This is a genomic window from Streptomyces turgidiscabies Car8, from assembly GCF_000331005.1.
Classification (GTDB): domain Bacteria; phylum Actinomycetota; class Actinomycetes; order Streptomycetales; family Streptomycetaceae; genus Streptomyces; species Streptomyces turgidiscabies.
In genome coordinates this window covers 1-19,301 of the sequence record NZ_AEJB01000251.1, presented here as the reverse complement: position 1 = coordinate 19,301, position 19,301 = coordinate 1, and the positions used below count along the sequence as shown (strand labels likewise).

Sequence of the window (19,301 nt, the reverse complement as noted above, 5' to 3'; positions counted from 1 at the left end):
GGAGGGACGTTCATGCACGCACAGGCCGCCGCCGGTACGCACCCGAGCCGCCGCCGGTTTCTCGCCCTCTCGGCGGCGGGCGGTGCGGCGGTCGGCGCGACGGCGCTGAACGGCTGCGCCCTGCGGGTCGACGGCGCGGCCACGGGAGGCGGTGAGTCCATCACCATGATGGTCAAACTCGACGACGTCTCCACGGAGTTGATCCAGCAGGCGCAGCGGGAGCTGGGCATCCGCATCACCGTGGTGCAGGACGACATCACCCGGCTGATCGCGATGCTGACCAGCGGCAACCCGCCGGACCTGGTGCGCGGCGTCGGCGCTCTGGACGCGCCGTTCTACGCGGCCCGGGGCGTCGCGGAGAACCTGGACCCGTACTTCGCCACGTCCACCGTCCTCAGGGCCGACGACCTCGATCCGGCCAACGACCTTTGGCGGTACGACGGCACCACCCAGGGCAAGGGCCCCCGCTACGGCATGGCGAAGGACTTCTCCCAGGACGCGATGTTCTGGTTCAACACCGCCCAGTTCGACAGGGCGGGCGTCGACCATCCCTCCGAGACCGAACCGACCACGTACGAGGAGTGGCTGGAGAAGGCCGAGCGCCTGGTCGTACGGAAGAACGGCCAGACCACCGTCTACGGCGGCAGCTACAACGGCGTGAACATCGTCATCCTCCTGACGAACCTGGTCGCCGCCGCCGGAGGGAACCTCTTCTCCGACGACTTCACCCGCGTCGACTTCTCCACCCCCGAGGCCCGTAGAGCCCTTGCCTGGTACATGGACTACGCCAGGCTCAGGGTCGGGCCGAGCCTCGTCCAGCCCAACCCCGACGCCTGGGACGGGCCCACCTATGTGGCGAACCGGATGGCCATGTCGGGCAGCGGCTACTGGCTGGGCGGCATGATCAACGCCGAGCCGAAGATCGCTGAGGTGTCCCGGCTCGCCCCCGCCCCCGTCTTCGAGGGCGGCCCCCGGATCAGCTCCTGCCAGGCCGGCACGGGCATGTGGATGCCGAGGAAGGCGCGCAACAAGGACGCCGCCTGGCGGGTCTTCGAGTGGTTCTTCGGCGAGGGGCCCGCGAAGGCCCGCGCGGCGGGCGGCTGGGGCATCCCGACCCTGAAGTCGCTGCGTCCGCTGATGCCGAGGAAGGAGGAGTACCAGAAGCGGGTCCTCGCGGTGCAGGAGGCCGAGCTGAAGCACTTCTCGGTGACCCCCTTCACCCCGTACGCCAAGTGGGACGCGCTCGAAGCCCTCATCAACCAGGTCATGCCGGCCGCGATGAACGGCCGGATCTCCGTCGACACCCTCGCGGGACGCCTCAACTCCTCGGTCAACGAGCAGCTGAAGCGCGGTAAGGAGCAGGTGGGATGACCGTCGGCCAGATCTCAGAAGCCGGCCGGCGGCCCCGGTCGCCCGCCGCCCGCACCGGCGCCGTACGCCCCGGTGACCTGCCCCGGACCTCGATGACCGCCCGTCGGCACCGGGCGTTCTACCTGTTCACCTCGCCCTGGATCATCGGCTTCCTGCTGCTGACCGTCGGGCCGATGGCGTACGCGCTGTGGCTGAGCTTCACCACCTTCGACGGGCTCTCCCCGCACTGGAGCTTCGTAGGGTTCGCCAACTACCGCGAGCTGCTGTCCGACCGCGTGACCTGGGACGCCCTGAGCCGGACCGGGGTGTTCGCCCTCACCTCGGTACCGCTGTCGATCGTCGCGGGGCTGGCGCTGGCCGTCCTGGTCAACCGCCCGATGCGGGCGCGGGGCCTGTGGCGCACGCTGCTCTATCTGCCGGCCGTGGTGCCGCCGGTGGGCGCGGGCCTCGTCTTCAAGGCGCTCTTCAACCGTGACTCGGGCGCCGCCAACGGTGTCCTCAACCTGGGCGGCATCGACGCGGTCGCCTGGCTGGACGATCCGTACGCCCGCTACGTGATCCTGATGGCGGTGCTGTGGGGCGCCGGAAACGTCATGATCATCTCGCTGGCCGGGCTCCAGGACGTGCCCCGGGAACTCCACGAGGCGGCCCGGATCGACGGCGCGAGTGCCTGGCGGACCTTCCGCAGCATCACCGTGCCGCTGCTCTCACCCGTGCTGCTGTTCCAGGGGGTGACCGGGATGATCGCCTCGGTCCAGACGATCATGCCGCTGCTGATCGCCTCGAACCCCACACCCGCCGGCGTCACCGCGATCCCGCAGACCAACTACATGTACATGATGCACGTGTTCGCGGAGTACTTCGCGCTCGGCCGCTACGGCTACGCCTCCGCGCTCCTGTGGGTCCTCTTCGTCCTGATCCTCATCGCGACCGGTCTGATCTTCAGGCTCACCTCCGGTGTGGTGTTCTACAACGTCGACCCGGAGGCGAAGAAGTGACCGCCACCACCGTGACCTCCCGCTCCGGACCCGCCACCGCCGTGGCACCCGAGAACGACAACTCCGCGGGCCGGGTACGGGTACGCACGTCCCGTCTCGTCCTCTACACCGTCCTCGTCGTGATCACCGGCCTGATGGTCGGCCCCTTCGGCTGGCTGATCATCACCGGCCTCAAGACGACACCCGAACTCGCGGCCTCCCCGGTGCACTGGCTGCCCGACCGGATCCAGTGGCACAACTTCGCCGACGCCTTCACCAGCATCGACTTCCTGGGATACGCCCGCAACTCCCTCATCATCGCGCTGATCTACGCCACCCTCGTCACCCTCAGCTCCGCCTGGGTCGGCTTCGGCTTCGCCCGGCTGGACGCCCCCGGCAAGAAGGTGCTGTTCGGCATCCTGCTGGGCTCGATGATGCTGCCCCAGATGATCACGCTCTTCCCGACGTACCTCATCTTCGCCAAGGTCGGCATGGTCGACACGTACTGGCCGTGGGTGCTGTGGGGGCTGTCGGCGGCGCCCTATCTGGTCTTCCTGTTCCGGCAGTTCTTCGCCGGGATGCCACGGGAGCTGGAGGAGGCCGCGGTCATCGACGGCTGCGGCTACCCCACGATCTTCTGGCGGATCTTCCTGCCGCAGGCCCGGCCGGTGCTGGCCGCGAGCTTCGTGATCGCCTTCACCTGGAGCTGGGGCGACTTCATCGCCCCGATGCTGCTCCTGTCCAGCGACCGCACCACGCTCTCCGTCGCGATCATGACCCAGTACGTGACCCCGGGCGGCCTCCCCGTGAACAACCTGCTGGCCGCCGGCTCCGTGCTGTACGTCGTGCCGATCCTGCTGATCTTCCTGATCGCCCAGCGCGGGTTCGTCGCCGGAATGTCCACCACCGGCCTCAAGTAACCCTCCCTGCCCCGCTCTTCACTCGCGCCCTCTTCTCCCCTCTTCTCCCCTCTTCTCCCCTCTTGTCTCTTCATGTCTGTTCACCTCTGCGAGGAGTTGTCCATGAACCCGTCCCTGTCCCGCCGTACCGCCCTCCAGGCGGCCGGTGCCACCGCCCTCGCGGCCGGTCTCACCGGTCTGACGGCCACGACGGCCCGGGCGGACGAGGCCGCGGCCGTGCCGGCGCTCTTCACCTACCCCCGTCCGTCCGCCATGCCGACCAACACCAGCTTCAAGGTGCGGGTCCGCACCGCCCCCGACGGCGAGTGGCAGACCCTGGACATCTGGCGGCCCCAGCTGGGAGAGATCAACCCCACCACAGGGTCGAGCAAGATCTACAACTCCTCGCTGGCGTACTTCGACTTCCAGGGCTCCGTCGAGATCGAGGTCACCTACCTCAAGGGCGGCACCACCAAGGCCCGGGTGAGACCCGACTCGTACGGCATCACGCCCGAACTGCTCGGCGACACCCTGCGGTTCACGCTCGACCAGCCGCGCAACGTCGTCGTCCAGATCAACGACGACATCTTCGACTGTCTCCACCTGTTCGCCCGCGCGACCGAGAAGAAGCGACCCACCGCCGACGACCCGAACGTCCTCTACTACGGCCCCGGCGTCCACACCACCGCCGACGGAACCCTGCTCGTCCCCTCCGGCAAGACCGTGTACCTCGACGGCGGCGCCGTCCTCAAGGCGACCGTGATCTTCCGCGACGTGGAGCACGCCGGGATCGCGGGCCGGGGCGTGCTCGCCGGAACCGCGGGCGGCGGAGCCCTGGTGGAGAACTCGCGGAACATCTCCATCGGCGCCGTCACCGTGCTCAACCCGAACGGTTACGCCGTCCAGTTGGGCGAGGCAACCGGTGTCACGATCAAGGGGCTCGGCTCCTTCAGCTCCAAGGGCTGGGGCGACGGCATCGACGTCTTCTGCAGCAGCAACGTCGTCATCGACGGCGTGTTCATGCGCAACTCCGACGACTGCATCGCCATCTACACCCACCGCTGGGAGTACTACGGCGACACCACGAACATCACCGTCCGCAACTCCACCCTCTGGGCGGACGTCGCCCACCCCATCAACGTGGGCACGCACGGCAACACCGACAACCCCGAGGTCCTGAAGAACCTCACCTTCAGGAATCTCGACATCCTCGACCACCGCGAGCCCCAGATGGGCTACCAGGGCTGCATCGCCCTCAACGCCGGTGACAGCAACCTGATCAAGAACGTGAAGGTCGACGGCGTACGTGTGGAGGACTTCCGCTGGGGCCAGCTCATCCACATGCGGATCATGTACAACACGAAGTACAACACCTCGGTCGGACGCGGCATCCAGAACGTCCACGTCAAGGACCTCTCCTACACCGGCAAGCCGCTCGCCACGTGCCTGCTGCTCGGCTACGACGCCAAGCACCCCATCAAGGACGTGACCTTCGAGAACCTCGTCGTCAACGGCACGGTGATCGCGGACTCGATGAAGAAGCCGACCTGGTACCTCACCACCGACACCATCCCGATGCACACCAACGAGCACGTGACGAACCTCCGCTTCCTCACCACGACGGAGGCGGCGGCAGAGGCAGCGGCAGCGTCAGAGGCGGCGACCTCATGACGATCTCCCCCCTCAGCCGCCGGGGCTTCCTCGGCGGCACCGGCGCGGCGGCCCTGCTGCTGGCGTCGGGCGCGACCGGCCTCGCCGTCCCCGGCCCGGCCTGGGCGGCGGCCAGGCAGCGGACCTTCACCCACCCCGGGCTGCTGCACTCCGCCGACGACCTGACCCGGATGAGGGAAGCGGTCGCGGCGCAGCAGTCCCCGGTCTACGACGGCTACTTGGCGTTCGCCGCCCACGCGCGCTCGAAGTCGACGTACGCCGTGCAGAACACCGGGCAGGTCACCTCCTGGGGCCGTGGCCCGTCCAACTTCATGAGCCAGGCCGTCGCCGACTCGGCCGCCGCCTACCAGAACGCGCTCATGTGGGCCGTCACGGGCAACCGGGCAGGCGCCGACAAGGCCCGCGACATCCTGAACGCCTGGTCGGCGTCGCTCACCGCCGTCACGGGCGCGGACGGCCCGCTGGGCGCGGGACTCCAGGCGTTCAAGTTCGTCAACGCGGCCGAACTCCTGCGCCACGGCGGCGACTACGACGGCTGGGCGGACGCGGACATCGCCCGCTGCGAACGCTCCTTCCTCGACGTCTGGTATCCGGCCGTCTCCGGCTACATGCTCTACGCCAACGGCAACTGGGACCTGACGGCCGTCCAGACCATCCTGGCCATCGGGGTGTTCTGCGAGGAGCCGACCCTCTTCGAGGACGCCCTGCGGTTCATGGCGGCCGGCGCCGGCAACGGCAGCATCGCCCACCGCATCGTCACCGACGCCGGCCAGGGCCAGGAGGCCGGCCGCGACCAGGGCCACGAACAGCTCGCGGTCGGTCTGACCGGCGACATCGCCCAGGTCGCCTGGAACCAGGGCGTCGACCTGTGGGGCTACGACGACAACCGTGTCCTCGCCAACTTCGAGTACGCCGCCCGCTACAACCTCGGCGGCGACGTCCCCTTCACCCCCGACCTCGACCGCACCGGCAAGTACATCAAGACGTCCGTCTCCGCGACCGGCCGCGGCACCCTGCCCCCGATCTACGAGATGGCGTACGCGCACTACGCGGGCGTACGCGGCCTCGACACCCCCTCCACGAAGGCGGCCGTCTTCCGGGGGACCGGCGGCGCCCGCGTTGTGGAGGGCAGCAACGACGACCTGCCGAGCTGGGGCACCCTGACCTTCGCGGGCGCCACGGCCCCCGCACCGGCCGCGCCCACCGCCCCGGCGGGTGTCACCGCGCTCGGCGCGCACGACACCGTCACCGTCTCCTGGCTCCCCTCCACCTGGGCCACCGGCTACACGGTCCGGCGCTCCGACCGGCCCGAGGGCCCGTACGAGACGATCGCCGACGCCGTCACCACCGACACGTACACGGACCGGCACGTCCACCGCGGCCGGACCTCCTACTACACGGTCCTCGCCACCAACTCGCAGGGCACGAGCGGCACTTCGGGCTGGGCTGCGGCGAGTGCCGGACTGCCGGCGCCCTGGTCGACCCGGGACGTGGGGGACACGGGCGTCCCCGGCTCGGCGGTCTTCGACGGCGAACGGTTCGTGCTGGAGGCGGGCGGAACGGCGGACACGTACCGCCTGGCACACATCCCCCTGCGCGGTGACGGCGCGGTCACCGCGCGGATCGTGTGGCCGCTCAGCTCCCAGTACTCCAGGATCGGTGTCACCCTGCGCGCCTCCCTCGACGCCGCCGCCCCGCACGCGTCGATGCTGATCCAGGGCCTGCCGCTGCACACCTGGAGCGGTGTGTGGACGGTACGCCCGGCGCCGGGAGCGGCGGTCTCCGCCACCGGCAGCACCCCTGTGCCGCCCTCCCAGCAGCAGACGATCACCACGGCCGCGTCCTTCCCGATCTCCAGCCTCGGCGCGCTCCCGGAGTCGGCGACACCGCTCACCGCGCCCTACGTCGAGGGCGCCGGTGACGGTTACCGGCTGCGGGCCCCCTACTGGGTACGCGTCGAGCGCAAGGGCCGCCGCTGCACGGGGTCCATCTCCCCGGACGGCGAGGACTGGACGCAAGTCGGTGTCACCGAGGTCGAGTTGGGGCGCACGGTGTACGCCGGGCTCGCCCTCACCTCCTGCCTGGGCGTCGACGCCGGGTACGCCGAGACCGGCACCGGCGCATTCGACAACGTCCGGGTGACCGCCGCCTCCGGCCCCGTCTGGTGCGTACCGCGTCCCCGGCGCACCGCCACCGATCTGCGGGCGGCCACCGGAGCCGACGCCGTCGAGCTGACGTGGACCGACCCCGACCTGTCGGCGCGGTACACCGTGCTGCGGGCCACGCGTCCCGACGGCCCGTACGAGAGGGTCGCCGACGAGGTCGGACCGGTCGGCTTCGGCACCCGCGTGCGGTACGCGGACGCCACCGGGACGCCCGGACGGACGTACCACTACACCGTCGCCAAGACGAACTCCGGTGGCCGTGGCCCGCGTTCGGTCCATGCCTCCGCCCTCATGCCGACGCCGTCGGTGCCTGAGGCGCTGTCGGCGGGCACGGCGTTCGCCAACGTGGGTGTCCCCTTCCAGCACCTCATCCGGGCCTCGCACGCGCCCGTGCGGTTCGCCGCCGCCGGGCTGCCGAAGGGGCTGACCGTGGACCGGCGTACCGGGCTCGTCTCCGGAACGCCCACGCGGAGCGGGGAGTTCAGCGTCACCACGACCGCCGGCAACGCCTCCGGCACGGCGACAGCGACCCTCGCGCTCACTGTCGGGACCCCGCCGTCCGCCCCCTGGACCTACGGCGACCTCGGCGATGTCGTCGTCGACGAACGGGAGTTGGGGACCTACGGCGTGGTGGCGGTACGCACGCCCGGCTCCACCTCGTACGAACCGAAGGACGCGGGGGACGGGACCTTCGTCGTCCGGGGCTCCGGAACCGACCTGAACGTCAACGGGCAGGGAATGACCGGGCAGTTCGTCCGGCGGCAGGTCACCGGTGACAGCGTCCTCACCGCCCGGCTGGTCTCCCGTACCGGAACCACCACCGCCGACCGGGTCGGGCTGCTCATGGCCAAGTCCCTGTCACCGTTCGACCAGGCGGCCGGGGTGATCGTCACCGGCGGTACCACTGCCCAGCTGATGCTGCGCAAGACGGTGGCGGGCGCCTCGGTCTTCACCGGGACGGCCGCCCTCCAACTCCCCACCCTGCTGCGGCTGAAGCGTGCCGGGACCACCTTCTCCGCAGCCGTTTCCACCGATGACGGCGTCAGCTGGACCCCCCTCGCCGAGGGAGAGATCCCCGGCTTCGGCGACGCCCCCCACTACGTGGGCCTCGTGGTCTGCTCCCGCGACCCCCTGGCCCGCTGCACCTCGTACTTCGACGAGGTGAGCATCAGCCCCACCTGATCCTCCTGGATCCACCAGGATTGGAGATGCATCGCAATGAGCCGCGAAAACCCCCACAAGCACTCCTACCAGCCCGAAGTGCCCGACGAACGAGCCAAGTTGAGCCGCCGCGGACTACTGAGGTCCGCCGGCGGTCTCACCGCCGCCCTCGCCGTAGGCGGCTCCGCCGCCGCACTCACGGCCCCCTCCGCCCAGGCCGCACCCGCGACCTTCACCCACCCCGGCATGCTCCACGCCTACGGCGAACTCAACCGGGCCAAGGTCCGGGTCGCCGCCGGCACCGACCCCTGGCTCTCCGGCTGGAACCGTCTCACCGCCAACTCCCACTCCGCGTCGACCTGGACGCCCCGCCCCCAGGCCACGATCATCCGGGGCGGCACCGGCGAGAACTACACCGTCCTCTACAACGACATCCACGCCGCCTACCAGAACGCCCTGCGCTGGAAGATCGCGGGCACCACCGCCAACGGAGACGCGGCGGTGCGCATCCTCAACGCCTGGTCGTCCACCCTCACCACCGTCACCGGCAACGCCGACCGTTTCCTGGCCGCCGGGATCTACGGCTACCAGTTCGCCAACGCCGCCGAACTCATGCGCGGCTACAGCGGATTCGACCTGGACCGGTTCAGGACGATGATGCTCAACGTCTTCTACCCGCTCAACAACCAGTTCCTGACCGGCCACAACGACGCCTGCATCACCAACTACTGGGCGAACTGGGACCTCTGCAACATGAACTCGATCCTCGCGATCGGGATCCTGTGCGACGACGGGGCCAAGTACGACCAGGCCGTCAACTACTTCAAGAACGGCGCCGGCAACGGCTCCCTCGCCCACGCCGTCCCGTACCTCCACACCGACTCCGCCGGTTACGCCCTTGGCCAGTGGCAGGAGTCGGGGCGCGACCAGGGGCACACCATGATGGGCATGGGCCAGATGGGCGCCTTCTGTGAGACGGCCTGGTCCCAGGGCGACGACCTGTACGGCTACGACAGCAACCGGTTCATGAAGGCCGCCCAGTACGTCGCCAAGTACAACCTGGGCAACGACGTCCCCTACACCACCTACACCTGGGGCACCGGCCAGAACTGCGCCCAGTCGTCACAGACCGTGATCTCCTCCGCGAGCCGGGGCCAGGTCCGCCCGGTCTGGGACCTTCTCTACTACCACTACGCCAAACGGCGCGGTCTGGCTGTCCCCTACATCCAGGCGATGGCCGAGAGCGTCCGGCCCGAGGGCGGGGGAGGTGACTACGGCACGACGAGCGGCGGCTTCGACCAGCTCGGCTTCGGCACCCTGATGTACGCCAGATAGCCGTACCGTCACCCACCGAAAGGCTCCTTCCGCAGGAATACCGGCAGGTCATGTGTTGCTGTGATCTGAACGGTTCACGAGCGGCGGCGAGGAGCTGGTGGGCAGATGAGGGACGAATCGGCGCGACCCGTCGTACGGACGCCCTACGGGGACGTCCGGGGCAGCTACGAGGGCGACGGGATCGCCGTGTTCCGCGGCATCCCGTACGCCGCGCCGCCCTTCGGCCCCCGCCGGTTCAGGCCGCCCGTGCCGCCCACCCCCTGGGACGGGGTGCGCGACGCGGGCGGCTTCGGCCCCACCCCGCCGAAACCGCCGTACTCCGAGGCTTTCTCCCGACTGCTGTCGGACCCGATGGTCCCCGGTGACGACTGCCTCAACCTGAACGTCTGGACCCCGGAGCCCGGCCGAGGGGCCCGGCTCCCGGTCATGGTGTGGATCCACGGCGGCGCCCTGACCCGAGGTTCATCGGCAGTCCCCGTCTACGACGGCCACGCCTTCGCCCGCGACGGTGTGGTCCTCGTCTCGGTCAACTACCGCCTGGGCGTGGAGGGTTACGGCCTCTTCCCGGACGCACCCCCGAACCCCGGCCTACGCGACCAGCTCGCCGCGCTGCAGTGGGTACGGGCGTCGATCGCGGCTTTCGGCGGCGACCCCGACCGTGTCACCGTCTTCGGCCAGTCGGCCGGCGCCATCAGCATCGGCGCGCTGCTCGCCTCCCCACGGGCGCGGGGGCTCTTCCGGCGGGCGGTGCTGCAGAGCGGGCCGCCCGAGGTGAGCGACCGCGACAAGGTGCGGCGGATGGTGCGCCGGATGGCGGCCCGGCTGAAGATCCCGGCGACCGCCGAGGCCTTCGCCGCCGTCGACCGGGAACTGCTGCTGCGCGTCCAGGGCGAGGTCGGGCGGCTGAGCAGTCCGGTGGTCGGCGGGCCCGCCTTCGGCATCGTCGTCGACGGAGACCTCGTACCCCGCGACCCCCTGGAGGCCCTCGTCGACGGGGTTGCCGCCGACGTCGACCTGCTCCTGGGCTGGACCCGGGACGAGTACCGGCTGTGGCTGGTGCCGGGCGGGCTCCTGGAGCGCCTCGACCGGCTCGGCGCGGTCGCCCTGGCCGGCGCCATGGCCCGCTGCCGTTGCGGCCCCGAGGTCCCGCGCGGCTACCGCACCCTGCACCCGGACGCCGGCACGGCCGACCTCGTCGGCCAGCTGGTCACCGACCACCTGCTCCGCGTACCGCTGCACCGGCTCGCGGAGGCACGCGCCGGGGGCGGGAACGGCGGCGAGGTCGGGATGGGCGGCGAACACAGCAGGGGCGGCGAGGGCGGCCGGGCCTATGTGTACGAGTTCGCCTGGCCGTCCACCAAGCCCGGTCTGGGCGCCTGCCACTCCATCGAACTGGGATTCGTGTTCGACACCCACCAGGCCCCCGAGTCCGCCAAGCTCGCGGGCGACGGCGCCCCGGCGGACCTCGCCGAGGCCACGCACACGGCGTGGGTACGCTTCGCCGTCGACGGTGACCCGGGCTGGCGGCCCTGGGACGCCTCGCACCCCGTGCGGATCTTCGGCGACGGCGACCCGTACACCGTAGAGGGGCCGCGCGACCGTGAACTGGCCCTGTGGGCGGCCGACGCCGCGCCCCCGGACTCCGCTCCGGAGGAGACCCCCCGGCCTCGTTCGCTCCTGCGCGGCACGGAAACACGGTCGGTCGTACGACGCCTCCGCCTCCCCGGCGCCGTCCACCGGCGCTGACGGAGTCGCCCGACAGGTTTCGGCCAGGTGGCGGATCTGTCACTCGTCGGGGCAAACCGCCAGTTCACGCCGGTGAACGACCGACGGCTTGGTGGCGCAACACTGCCGCAACACCACGGAGGGCGGCCCCCGGTTATGGTCCGGTGGAACACGAACCCCCGCCCCGCTGGGAGCCCCGATGCCCGCCGACCGCACTCGCGAACACACCGCGCCCGTCGCGGCCGCGCGACGCCGCCGGCTGCGCGCGGACCGGGCCCGGCAGCTCGCCGACCTGCTCCGCCACCAGCTTCTGACGGACGGCTTCCCCGACGGCGTACTCCCGCACGAGGACGCCATCGGCGCCGACTACGGCGCGTCCCGCAACACGGTCCGCCAGGCCCTGGACCTGCTCCGTACCGAACAACTGGTCGAGCGGCTGCCCGGGGTCGGGACGGTCGTCACCTGTCAGAAGTACCCGCACGGCCTGGACCGGCTGATGGGACTCGCCGAGACCCTCCACGAGCACGGCCAGGTCACCAACGAGGTACGGACCATGAGCCCGGTCCCCGCGCCCGGACCGGTCGCCGCCCGGCTCGGACTGCAACCGCGTGCCGAGGTCCTGTACGTGGAGCGGCTGCGCCGCCTCGGCGGGGTGCCGCTGTCACTGGACCTCACCTACATCCCGATGGACATCGGCGTCGAACTCCTCGGCGCCGACCTGGAGAACACCGACGTCTTCCGGCTGCTGGAGCAGATCACCGGCCGGCGCCTGGGCACCGCCGAGATCACCCTGGAGGCCGTCACCGCCGACGCGCACTCCGCCGCCGTCCTGGAGGCCCCGCGCGGAGCGGCCGTACTGATGCTGGAGCGGCTCACCTGTCTGTCCGACGGGCGGCCCGTGGACCTGGAGTTCATCCGCTTCCGGGGCGACCGGATCACCATGCGCGGTCTGCTCCACCGGTCCGCCTGACCCACCTTCTTTTCCGCAACCCACACCCCTCGCCCGCCGATTCCCGGAGACAGCCATGCCTCTCGTCCCCCAGCGTGCCGACGTGCCCGTCACGATCGACGAGTCCAAGTGCATCGACGGCTGCACCCTCTGCGTCGACATGTGCCCGCTGGACTCCCTCGCCATCGACCCGGACACCAGCAAGGCGTACATGCACGTGGACGAGTGCTGGTACTGCGGCCCGTGCGCCGCCCGCTGCCCCACCGGCGCGGTCACCGTCAACATGCCCTACCTCCTCCGGTGAAAGGTCCCGCCCGCATGTCCAGCCCGTCCCGCAGGATCGCTCCGGCGGTCCTGGCCGCCGTCCTGCTCCTCCCGCTCACCGCCTGCGGCGGCTCCGCGGACGCGAGCGACAGCAAGTCGGTCACCGTGACCGTCGGCTACCAGTCCAAGACCATCAACACGGTCACCGCCGGGACCCTGCTGCGTTCCCTCGGCTACTTCGAGAGCGCGCTGAAGGCTCAGGGCGCCCGCGACGGCATCACCTACAAGGTGGAGTGGCAGGACTACGCCACCGGTGCCCCGATCACCGCCGCGATGATCGCCGGGAAGGTCGACATCGGCTCCATGGGCGACTTCCCGCTCCTCATCAACGCCTCCCGGGGCAAGCAGCTCAACGCGCCGACCCGGCTGGTCTCCGTCACCGGCTACAACGCGCGCGGCGCCCTCAACACCGTGGTCACCGCCCCGGACTCGGCTCTGAAGTCGCTGTCCGACCTGCGCGGCAAGAAGGTGTCGACGAGCGTCGGCTCGGCCGCCGACGGCACTCTCGTACGGGCCCTGGAGCAGGCCGGGCTCGACCCCGACAAGGACATCGAGAAGCTCAACCAGCAGCCCGCCGTAGGCGCTTCGGCACTGGAGGCGGGCAGCGTCGACGCGCTCTCGCAGTTCGTCGCCTGGCCCGGCCTGCTGGCCTTCCAGGGCAAGGCGAAGGCCCTGTACGACGGCGGCTCGCTCGGCCTGCCCACCCTCCACGGCGTCACCGTGCGCGACGCCTTCGCTGATCAGCGTCCGGCGGTCGTCGAGGCCTTCCTGGCCGCCCAGATCAAGGCCACCGAGTATCTCGACGCACACCCGGTCGCCGCCGCCGAGAAGGTCGCGAAGGTCACCGGGCTCCCGGCCGAGGTCGTCTACCTCTACAACGGCAAGGGCGGCATCTCCACCTTCGACCCCACCCTCAAGCCCGAGCTGGTCGCCGCCCTGAAGAAGGACGTCCCGCTGCTGGTCTCCGCCAAGCTCGCGGGTCCGGTGAACGTCTCCGACTTCGTCGACGACAGCTACCTCAAGAAGGCCTACGGCGCCGGATACGCCAAGGCCGCCGCGACCACGGCCCCCGCCTCCAGGCCCGAGGTCTGGCTCAGGGGCGCGACCACCACCAGCACCTACGCCGACCCGGCCGCCCTGCTCCGTTACGTGGCCGGGCACGGAGGCAACGTACGGGCCGCGTACGTCCCCGACGCCACCACCGGCACCCGCTGGTTCGCCGACAGGTCGGTGTGGGTCCAGGACGGCACCGACCTGGAGCCCTTCGTCACCGAGGCCACCGCCGACGCCTGGACCGCCGCCCGCCCCGGAGCACGGATCGTCAGCTACACCACGGCACTGTCCACGGCAGTGCGGCAGGCCGCGAAATGAGCGCCCCCGCCGCCCCGTACGCGCGGTACGCGCTCCGCGCCGCCTCGCTGCTCGCCGCACTCGGCATCTGGCAGCTGCTCACCAGCCAGCACGTCAACCTGTGGCTGCGGTTCGCCCAGTTCCCCACCGCCACGCAGGTCGCCCGCGAGTTCGGGCATCGCCTCGGCACGGCCGTCTACTGGCAGGACCTCACCGACAGCCTGACCCGCATCCTCACCGGCTTCGCGCTCGCCGCGGTCGCCGGAATCGCGGTCGGCACGGCGGTCGCCCGCTCCCGGGTCGCCGCCGACCTCCTCGGCCCGCTCCTCGAAGTACTGCGGCCCATACCGGCGATCGCCCTCGTCCCGGTGGCGATCCTGCTCTTCCCCACCAACGAGCAGGGCATCGTCTTCATCACCTTCACCGCCGCCTTCTTCCCCGTCCTCGTCTCCACCCGCCACGCCGTCCGCGCCCTGACCCCGGTCTGGGAGGAGGCCGTCCTCACCATGGGCGGCGGCCGGCTGCGTGTCCTCGTCTCCGTCGTCCTGCCCGGCGCGCTGCCCGGCATCCTCGGCGGGCTCTCGGTGGGCATCGGCGTGTCCTGGATCTGCGTCATCTCCGCCGAGATGATCTCCGGCCAGTACGGCGTCGGCTACCGCACCTGGCAGGACTACACCATCGTCAACTATCCGGGCGTCCTCGTCGGCATGGCCACCATCGGCCTCCTCGGCTGGCTCACCTCCACCGCCGTCGAGGTCGCCGGCCGCCGCGTCACCCGCTGGCTGCCGCGCCCGGTCACCGAACGGACGGTACCCGCGCGCCGGGTCCGCCGCCCGGCCGCGACTCCGCACCCGTCCGGGAGGGCGGCATCATGACGACCCAGGTCAGTACGTCCACGGTCGAGACCGGGACCCCGAAGGGCGTACGGCTACGGCTGTCGGGCGCGACCATCGGGCGCCCGGGACTGCCGGTGCTCAGCGCCCTCGACCTCGACATCGCCCCCGGTGAACTTCTGACCGTCGTAGGCCCGTCCGGCTGCGGGAAGTCGACGCTGCTGCGCACCCTGGCCGGGCTGCTGCCGGCGCTCGACGGACAGGTGAGCCAGGACGACCGGCCGATCACCCGGCCGGAGGCAGACCGCGCCCTGGTCTTCCAGGAGGACGGCCTGCTGCCCTGGCGCAACGCCCGCCGCAATGTCGAACTCCCGCTCGCCATACGGGGGCTGCCGCGCACCGAACGCCGAGCGCAGGCCTCCCAGTGGCTGGCCCGGGTCGGTCTGGCCGACCGGGAGGAGCAGTTGCCGCACCGGATGTCCGGCGGCCAGCGCCAGCGCGTACAGCTGGCCCGCGCCCTGGCCGGGCGTCCGCGCGCGGTGCTGATGGACGAACCGTTCGGGGCGCTGGACGCACAGACCCGGTCCGGGATGCAGAACCTGCTCGTCGAAGTACTGAACGGCACCCGCGCCACGGTCGTCTTCGTCACCCACGACGTCGACGAGGCGGTGTTCCTCGGCGACCGCGTCGCCCTCCTCGGCACCGGCCAGGTACTGGACGTCCCCCGACCGCGCGAGCGCGCGGCCCACGGCGAGCCCGCGACGGTCGCCCTGCGCCGCCGGATCCTCGCCTCCCTCAGCAGCTGAAAGGTCTCCCTCCCGATGGACAGCACGACGGACAGCACGACGGTCACGGCCATCCCCGCCCTCCACGACGCCGACGAGCTGACCTGCGACGTCCTGGTCATCGGCGGCGGCACCGCCGGCACCATGGCCGCGCTGACCGCCGCCGAGCACGGCGCCAACGTCCTGCTGCTGGAGAAGGCCCACGTCCGCCACTCCGGCGCCCTCGCCATGGGCATGGACGGCGTCAACAACGCCGTCGTCCCCGGCCGCGCCGAACCCGACGACTACGTCGCCGAGATCACCCGCGCCAACGACGGCATCGTCAACCAGGCCACCGTCCGTCAGACCGCCACCCGCGGCTTCGCCATGGTGCAGCGCCTGGAGTCGTACGGCGTGAAGTTCGAGAAGGACGAGCACAACGAGTACGCGGTCCGCCAGGTGCACCGCTCCGGCTCGTACGTGCTGCCGATGCCCGAGGGCAAGGACGTCAAGAAGGTCCTCTACCGGCAGTTGCGGCGCCGCGAGATGCGCGAGCGCATCCGCATCGAGAACCGGGTGATGCCGGTCCGGGTCCTCACCGCGGGCGGCCGTGCGGTCGGCGCCGCCGGGTTCGACACCCGCACCGGACGGTTCGTCACCGTACGGGCCGGGGCGGTGATCCTGGCGACCGGCGCCTGCGGACGCCTCGGCCTGCCCGCCTCCGGCTACCTGTACGGCACGTACGAGAACCCGACCAACGCGGGCGACGGCTACGCGATGGCGTACCACGCGGGCGCCGAGCTCAGCGGCATCGAGTGCTTCCAGATCAACCCCCTGATCAAGGACTACAACGGCCCGGCCTGCGCCTACGTCGCCAACCCCTTCGGCGGCTACCAGGTCAACCGGCACGGCGAACGCTTCGTCGACTCCGACTACTGGTCGGGCCAGATGATGGCCGAGTTCGCGGCGGAGGTGGCGAGCGAGCGAGGCCCCGTCTACCTGAAGCTCAGCCATCTCCCCGAGGAGTCCGTCACCGCTCTCGAAGACATCCTGCACTCCACGGAACGGCCCACGCGCGGCACCTTCCACGCCAATCGGGGCCACGACTACCGCACCCACGACATCGAGATGCACATCTCCGAAATCGGCCTGTGCGGCGGCCACTCGGCGTCCGGAGTCTGGGTCGACGAGCACGCACGCACCACCGTCCCCGGCCTGTACGCGGCCGGCGACCTGGCCTGCGTACCGCACAACTACATGATCGGCGCCTTCGTCTTCGGAGACCTCGCGGGCGCCGACGCCGCCGCCGAACACCGCGCCTACGAGGGTGAGTTGCCCCCCGACCAGCTGCGCGAGGCGCACGAGCTGATCTACCGGCCGCTGCGCAACCCCGACGGGCCTCCGCAGCCCCAGGTCGAGTACAAACTCCGCCGCTTCGTCAACGACTACGTCGCCCCGCCCAAGAGCGGCGCCCGGCTCTCCCTGGCCGTCGAGGCGTTCGAGCGGATGCGCGGTGAGATCGCCGGCATGGGAGGCAAGACCCCGCACGAACTGATGCGCTGCGCCGAGGTCGACTTCATCCGCGACTGCGCCGAACTGGCCGCCCGCTCCTCCCTGGCCCGTACGGAGAGCCGCTGGGGCCTCTACCACGAGCGCACGGACATCCCCCAGCGCGACGACGCGGACTGGTTCCGGCACCTCAACGTCCGCAAGGCGGCGGACGGTTCGATGGAGTTCCTGACCCGCCCGGTGGCGCCCTACCTGGTCCCGGTCGAGGGCTTCGAACCGACCGGCGGCGACGTGAGCGTCCTCGGCGAGGTCCACCCCGAACAGGTCGCGACCGCCGGTTCGCGCGAGGTCGCCCCGGTCGGCTCCGGCACCGTGAAGACCCGTACGGTCCTGCCCACGGCGACCGCGCCCTCCCCGCGCATCCTCGAACTCCTCGCCCTCGCCGACGAACAGCCCGGCCTCGCCGACCTGCGCCCCTACCTCACCGACCCCGACCCGGCCGTACGCCGCACCGCCGTCGCCACGCTCACCGAGACCGCCCCCGAGGGCACCGGCCCGGCCCTGGCCACCGCACTCGGCGACCCGGACCCCGGCGTACGCGAGGCGGCGGCGGGCTCCCTGCGCGAACTGGTCGAGGTGCTGCCGCCCGAGGAGGCGCTGCGCGACGCCCTGGTCGCCGCGCTCGCCCTGGACGACCCCGGCCACGAGGGAGTACGGGCCGCCGCGCTCGACGTCCTGCGCGCCCTGCGCCTCGGCTCCGCGCCCCTGTACGCCCGCACCCTCGACGACCCCGACCTCGGGGTGCGCATCCAGACGGTCCGGGCCCTGGTGTCGGTGGACGCGGTACCGGAACTGGCCCGCGCCGCCGCCGACACCTCCCGAGAGGTACGGGTCGCCGCCGCGCACGGCCTGGGCACGGTTGGCACCCCGGACGACCTCAAGCCCCTCCTCGCCGACACCGACGCACTCGTACGAGCCGCCGCGTTCACCGCACTCGCGACCACCGGCTGCCCGTCCCCACTGGACACGGCGGCCGTCGCGGCGCTCAACGATCTTGCCTGGCAGGTCCGTTCGGGTGCGGCGACGGCACTGGGCGCGGCGGCGCCGGAACTGGCGGTTCCCGCCCTGACGGGGGCACTGTCCGACGAGTTCGCCGACGTCCGCAAGGCCGCCGTCCGGGCGCTGCGCCGCCACGACGGCCGACCGGGGGTCGCCGACGCCCTCGACTCGGTGGCGCAGGACACGGACGCGGACGTACGGGCCTACGCCCGGCTGTAGGGGTGGCTCGGCGGCGGTGCGCCCTGCCGGGTCACCGCCGCACCGCCACCGAGTCCCGTACGACGACATGCGTGCCCAGCAGCAGATGCTCGTCCGGGTCGTCCGGGGTGCGGCCGAGGACCGTACGGACGGCGAGACGGCCCAGCTCCTCGTAGGGCACGTGGACCGTGGTGAGCGCCGGGTGCAGGTCCCGGGCGAACGGGATGTCGTCGTACCCCACCAGGGACACGTCGCCCGGTACGGAGAGACCGGCCTCGTGGAGGGCGGTGAGCGCGCCGGCGGCGACCATGTCGGTGGCCGCCATCACGGCCGTGAACTCCAGCCCCTTCGACAGGGCGCCGCGCATCAGCCGGTGGCCCGAGTCCCGGGTGAAGTCGCCGAACAGACGCAAGGCCGGGTCGGGTTCCAGGCCGCGTGCACGGTGGGCGGCGGTGTAGCCGCGTTCGCGGCCCTGGGCGGTGGTGTGGTCGGGACGGCCACCGAGGAAGAGGACCCGCTGATGGCCCTGGGCGAGGACGTGGGCGCACAGGGCGTAGGCGCCGCCCTCGTTGTCGTACTCGATGACGGTGACCGGCGTACCGCGCTCCAGCGGAGGCCGGCCGCAGAGCACCAGACGGGAGCCGGCGGAGGCCAGCGAGTCGGCGATCCGGGCCGTGCGCGCACGGTACTCGGGGGTGTCGGCGGTGCCGCCGACCAGGATCACGGCGGCGGCGCGCTGGGCCCGCATCATCTCGACGAACTCCAGCTCGTGCGCGGTGTCGCCGTCCGTGCTGCACACCAGGCACAGATGGCCCAGCCGGGTCGCCTCACGCTCCACGCCGTGCGCCATCAGCGCGAACGACGGGCCGGTGATGTCGTCGAGCACGAAGGCCAGCGTGGGCGTACCGACACCGGCGACCGCCTTGGCGCGCGCGTCGGCGACGTAGTCCAGTTCACGCACGGCCCGCATGACACTGCTGCGGGTCGCCGGGCTCGCCGGATACTCGCCGC

14 protein-coding genes are annotated in these 19,301 nt (G+C 71.4%); 13 read left to right on the top strand and 1 reads right to left on the bottom strand.

What is annotated here, in order from left to right; genetic code table 11:
- Positions 1–12 precede the first annotated feature (12 nt).
- The 13 genes from STRTUCAR8_RS16485 (at position 13) to STRTUCAR8_RS16425 (ending at position 18,311) form a co-directional block, all read left to right on the top strand.
- On the top strand, positions 13–1,371 hold the full coding sequence (locus STRTUCAR8_RS16485; RefSeq protein WP_006376914.1) for an extracellular solute-binding protein: 1,359 nt from the start codon (positions 13–15) through the stop codon (positions 1,369–1,371).
- Positions 1,368–2,369 carry a carbohydrate ABC transporter permease gene (locus STRTUCAR8_RS16480; RefSeq protein ID WP_006376932.1) on the top strand — a complete coding sequence of 334 codons (1,002 nt, stop codon included), beginning with the start codon at positions 1,368–1,370 and terminating at the stop codon, positions 2,367–2,369. Before STRTUCAR8_RS16485 ends, STRTUCAR8_RS16480 begins: the two co-directional genes overlap by 4 nt.
- A complete protein-coding gene (locus STRTUCAR8_RS16475) occupies positions 2,366–3,268 on the top strand; it encodes a carbohydrate ABC transporter permease (protein ID WP_006376927.1) in 903 nt (300 codons plus the stop codon). The genes STRTUCAR8_RS16480 and STRTUCAR8_RS16475 overlap by 4 nt, the downstream gene beginning before the upstream one ends.
- A gap of 102 nt (positions 3,269–3,370) precedes the next feature.
- Positions 3,371–4,918, top strand: a complete 1,548-nt coding sequence (locus tag STRTUCAR8_RS16470) for a glycosyl hydrolase family 28 protein (protein WP_006376930.1) — start codon at positions 3,371–3,373, stop codon at positions 4,916–4,918.
- Positions 4,915–8,265 carry an alginate lyase family protein gene (locus STRTUCAR8_RS16465; protein ID WP_006376934.1) on the top strand — a complete coding sequence of 1,117 codons (3,351 nt, stop codon included), beginning with the start codon at positions 4,915–4,917 and terminating at the stop codon, positions 8,263–8,265. The genes STRTUCAR8_RS16470 and STRTUCAR8_RS16465 overlap by 4 nt, the downstream gene beginning before the upstream one ends.
- 36 nt (positions 8,266–8,301) lie before the next feature.
- The gene (locus tag STRTUCAR8_RS16460; RefSeq protein ID WP_006376931.1) at positions 8,302–9,579 is read left to right on the top strand and encodes an alginate lyase family protein; all 1,278 of its coding nucleotides are present in this window, start codon (positions 8,302–8,304) and stop codon (positions 9,577–9,579) included.
- A gap of 105 nt (positions 9,580–9,684) precedes the next feature.
- A complete protein-coding gene (locus tag STRTUCAR8_RS16455) occupies positions 9,685–11,325 on the top strand; it encodes a carboxylesterase/lipase family protein (RefSeq protein WP_006376916.1) in 1,641 nt (546 codons plus the stop codon).
- Positions 11,326–11,503: 178 nt separating this feature from the next.
- The gene (locus STRTUCAR8_RS16450; RefSeq protein WP_006376912.1) at positions 11,504–12,274 is read left to right on the top strand and encodes a GntR family transcriptional regulator; all 771 of its coding nucleotides are present in this window, start codon (positions 11,504–11,506) and stop codon (positions 12,272–12,274) included.
- Between the two features lie 55 nt (positions 12,275–12,329).
- On the top strand, positions 12,330–12,557 hold the full coding sequence (locus tag STRTUCAR8_RS16445; protein ID WP_006376935.1) for a 4Fe-4S dicluster domain-containing protein: 228 nt from the start codon (positions 12,330–12,332) through the stop codon (positions 12,555–12,557).
- A 14-nt stretch (positions 12,558–12,571) separates the two neighbouring features.
- Entirely contained in the window at positions 12,572–13,948 is a 1,377-nt protein-coding gene (locus tag STRTUCAR8_RS16440) for an ABC transporter substrate-binding protein (protein WP_006376923.1), read from the top strand.
- The gene (locus STRTUCAR8_RS16435; protein WP_006376925.1) at positions 13,945–14,802 is read left to right on the top strand and encodes an ABC transporter permease; all 858 of its coding nucleotides are present in this window, start codon (positions 13,945–13,947) and stop codon (positions 14,800–14,802) included. Before STRTUCAR8_RS16440 ends, STRTUCAR8_RS16435 begins: the two co-directional genes overlap by 4 nt.
- Complete coding sequence (locus STRTUCAR8_RS16430; protein ID WP_006376928.1) at positions 14,799–15,566, top strand: ABC transporter ATP-binding protein; 768 nt, start codon at positions 14,799–14,801, stop codon at positions 15,564–15,566. Before STRTUCAR8_RS16435 ends, STRTUCAR8_RS16430 begins: the two co-directional genes overlap by 4 nt.
- 15 nt (positions 15,567–15,581) lie before the next feature.
- A complete protein-coding gene (locus STRTUCAR8_RS16425; RefSeq protein WP_006376918.1) occupies positions 15,582–18,311 on the top strand; it encodes a fumarate reductase/succinate dehydrogenase flavoprotein subunit in 2,730 nt (909 codons plus the stop codon).
- 31 nt (positions 18,312–18,342) lie between these two features.
- Here STRTUCAR8_RS16425 and STRTUCAR8_RS16420 read toward each other — a convergent pair.
- Positions 18,343–19,301 (bottom strand): LacI family DNA-binding transcriptional regulator (locus STRTUCAR8_RS16420; RefSeq protein ID WP_006376915.1); only part of this gene is annotated, 959 nt, incomplete at its 5' end.